Genomic DNA, 2,413 nt, shown 5'->3' on the forward strand with positions numbered 1-2,413 from the left:
CAAAAGATGCCTATTTGACAGAAATAATATCCAGCATTCCCAATACCCCTATAACCACAACTGCCAGCCCTATTATGTAGTAAAAAAACGAAGTCCCTCTGTCGCCGATTAGTTTCCTCATACTTCTGGCTTTTCTGCTCTCCCAGTAAAATGTCGGTTTGAAAAAAGTACAAACAAGCGTAAATATCCCTATTCCTATGAATAAATATTTCATATCTCCCTCCTCGTAGTACAACTTAAATTTTTATAATACATACAAACAATTATCGTCAGTTAAAAAATTTATCTGTGCACTATCTTTTTCTTTTTATCCAGGGTCCCCATCATATTTTTTATCTTTTCTTTTTCGGCAAATTTATGTCCGTGGTTTATCTTGTTTTCCATATTCTGAATTTCTCTTTTTAATTTCAAATAACTGGCTAGCCTTTCTTTCTTAAGTTCTCCTGTTTCTATGGCTCTATTTACAGCACATCCCGGTTCATTTCCATGGGTACAATCAGAAAATCTGCATAACTTTGCCAGTTCTTCCACATCCTCAAAGGAACTGCTGGTATCGCCACTCCAGATTTGGATTTCTCTCATACCAGGTGTGTCTATAATATACCCATCTCCCACCTTAAACATCTCTCTTCTTGTGGTGGTATGCTTCCCTTTGTCATCAGTCACTCTTATTTCCTTTGTTTTTATTATCTCATTCCCCAGTAATTTGTTGATCAGTGTGGATTTACCCACTCCAGATGACCCTATAAGACCGATTGTTTTTTCATCTTTCAGGTAATCCCTTATTTCGTCTATTCCCTTATCCTCATATGAAGATACCACATGAATAGGTACCCCAAAAGCTATCTCCTCTAAGCTTGCAACCTTTTCATTCACATCATCATCCAAATCTGACTTGGTTAAAATAAAACAAGGATTTGATCCAGATTCATATACCATGGTCAGATACCTCTCCAACCTTGCGATATTAAAATCTTTATTCAAAGAAGTCACTATAAAAATAAAGTCCACATTACTAACTATGGGCTGTTCCTTTATTTCTTTTCCGGCTACTTTTCTGGACAGAATAGTTTTTCTAGGATAAATTTCAGTTATCTGCCCTTCATCGCTTATCTCTACATAATCACCTACCACTGGAAAATCAGCACTCTTTATCATATTTCCTGTTATCGGAGCATTTATCTCATTATTTCCAACTGATACTCTATATAAATCTTTAAATACCGATATAATTCTGCCTTTCATTTCTTCCTCCTATTTTCATATTAATCTCTGACGGAGGGCCTTTTTTATTTTAGGTCTCCTCCAAAATTTACTACTATCATAATTCATCTCCTTTCACATTTTTAAGATCAGTCTAATTTATGTCATCTCATTTTTTTACAAGTCCAGTTGACAACAGCTCCTTACTCTCGGGAATCTAAAGTAATCCAATATCTCAGAGTTGTTTCCCCTTCAAGTTCTATTTTATCATATAAAATCCCCTTTGCATTCTCTATTGTCCTTGCTGACCCCGTGTTGTTTTCATCGCAGGTTACCAGGACTTTCTTATACTTTTTTGTCCTGACAAGGTCTAGCAGCATAACCAGCATCTTAGTTGCATAGCCCTTTTTTCTTTCTGAGGGTCGGATGCCGTACCCGATATGTCCGCCGTTATAGAGGAGGCTGTCATTGAGTTCATGTCTGAAATGTATAGCTCCCAACACTTTTTTCTTATCCACTAAAAAATAGAGTGCCGCCGGAACAAAACCCTTCTTGTAAACCTCATCTGTTTCATCTGTTGACCACTTAGCAAGTAAATCTCCAAAGCTTTCGCTTCGTCTCTCTGAGGCCATGGGTACGATTTTTTCTCCTGAAAGTTCCCATTCCTTTATATATTCTAAATAACCAACCTCAGGTACCTTGTCGTATTTTACTATTTTTAGTCCCATCTATTCCTCCAAATATATAAAACGCTTTCTTAAACAGGTTATTTTTCAGCAATAACCAGCATCTCAAAATCTTCTGTTGTTAGCTTATTTTTTCTGCTGAAGGCTCCTAATTTTGCCCCGTAAATATTCACAGTCTTAAAATCCAGTGACTTTAAAAGCCAGGTTATTTCAGAGGGCACATAATATCTCTCATTACACTGAAGTTTTATTTCATTCCCAGAATCATCTTCTAGAGAGGTGATATTATGTTCACGAAAGGTCATTAGATCAAAGGAACTTTCCTCGCAGCTTGCATTCCCGTCTTGCTCTTGGGACTCTATGAAATCTTTTACCGAATGGTATAGGGGAAACAGAGCATTTAATGCTGTGAATATAATTTTCCCGTTTTTCTTTAGTGATTCGGCAGCATTTTGAAGTATCCGGTAATTCATCTCGTCAGTTTCCATAAGGCAAAAAGCCCCCTCGCAGATCATTATAGCCAG

General features: G+C 36.9%; 3 protein-coding genes and 1 pseudogene. All 4 read right to left on the reverse strand.

Annotation, left to right across the window (positions count from 1 at the left end; translation table 11 throughout):
* Positions 1–10 precede the first annotated feature (10 nt).
* Positions 11–214 (reverse strand): hypothetical protein, encoded by a 204-nt coding sequence (locus tag ABZA26_RS12715; RefSeq protein WP_372714886.1) that lies wholly within the window; start codon positions 212–214, stop codon positions 11–13.
* 68 nt (positions 215–282) lie between these two features.
* Positions 283–1,245 (reverse strand): ribosome small subunit-dependent GTPase A, encoded by a 963-nt coding sequence (gene rsgA / locus ABZA26_RS12720; RefSeq protein ID WP_372714887.1) that lies wholly within the window; start codon positions 1,243–1,245, stop codon positions 283–285.
* A 161-nt stretch (positions 1,246–1,406) separates the two neighbouring features.
* Positions 1,407–1,931: a GNAT family N-acetyltransferase gene (locus ABZA26_RS12725; RefSeq protein WP_372714888.1), complete on the reverse strand. Its 525-nt coding sequence runs from the start codon at positions 1,929–1,931 to the stop codon at positions 1,407–1,409.
* Between the two features lie 38 nt (positions 1,932–1,969).
* Positions 1,970–2,413: pseudogene (locus ABZA26_RS12730) on the reverse strand (class I SAM-dependent methyltransferase); the annotation flags it as partial.

The sequence above is a fragment of the Ilyobacter sp. genome (genome assembly GCF_041583315.1).
GTDB lineage: Bacteria > Fusobacteriota > Fusobacteriia > Fusobacteriales > Fusobacteriaceae > Ilyobacter.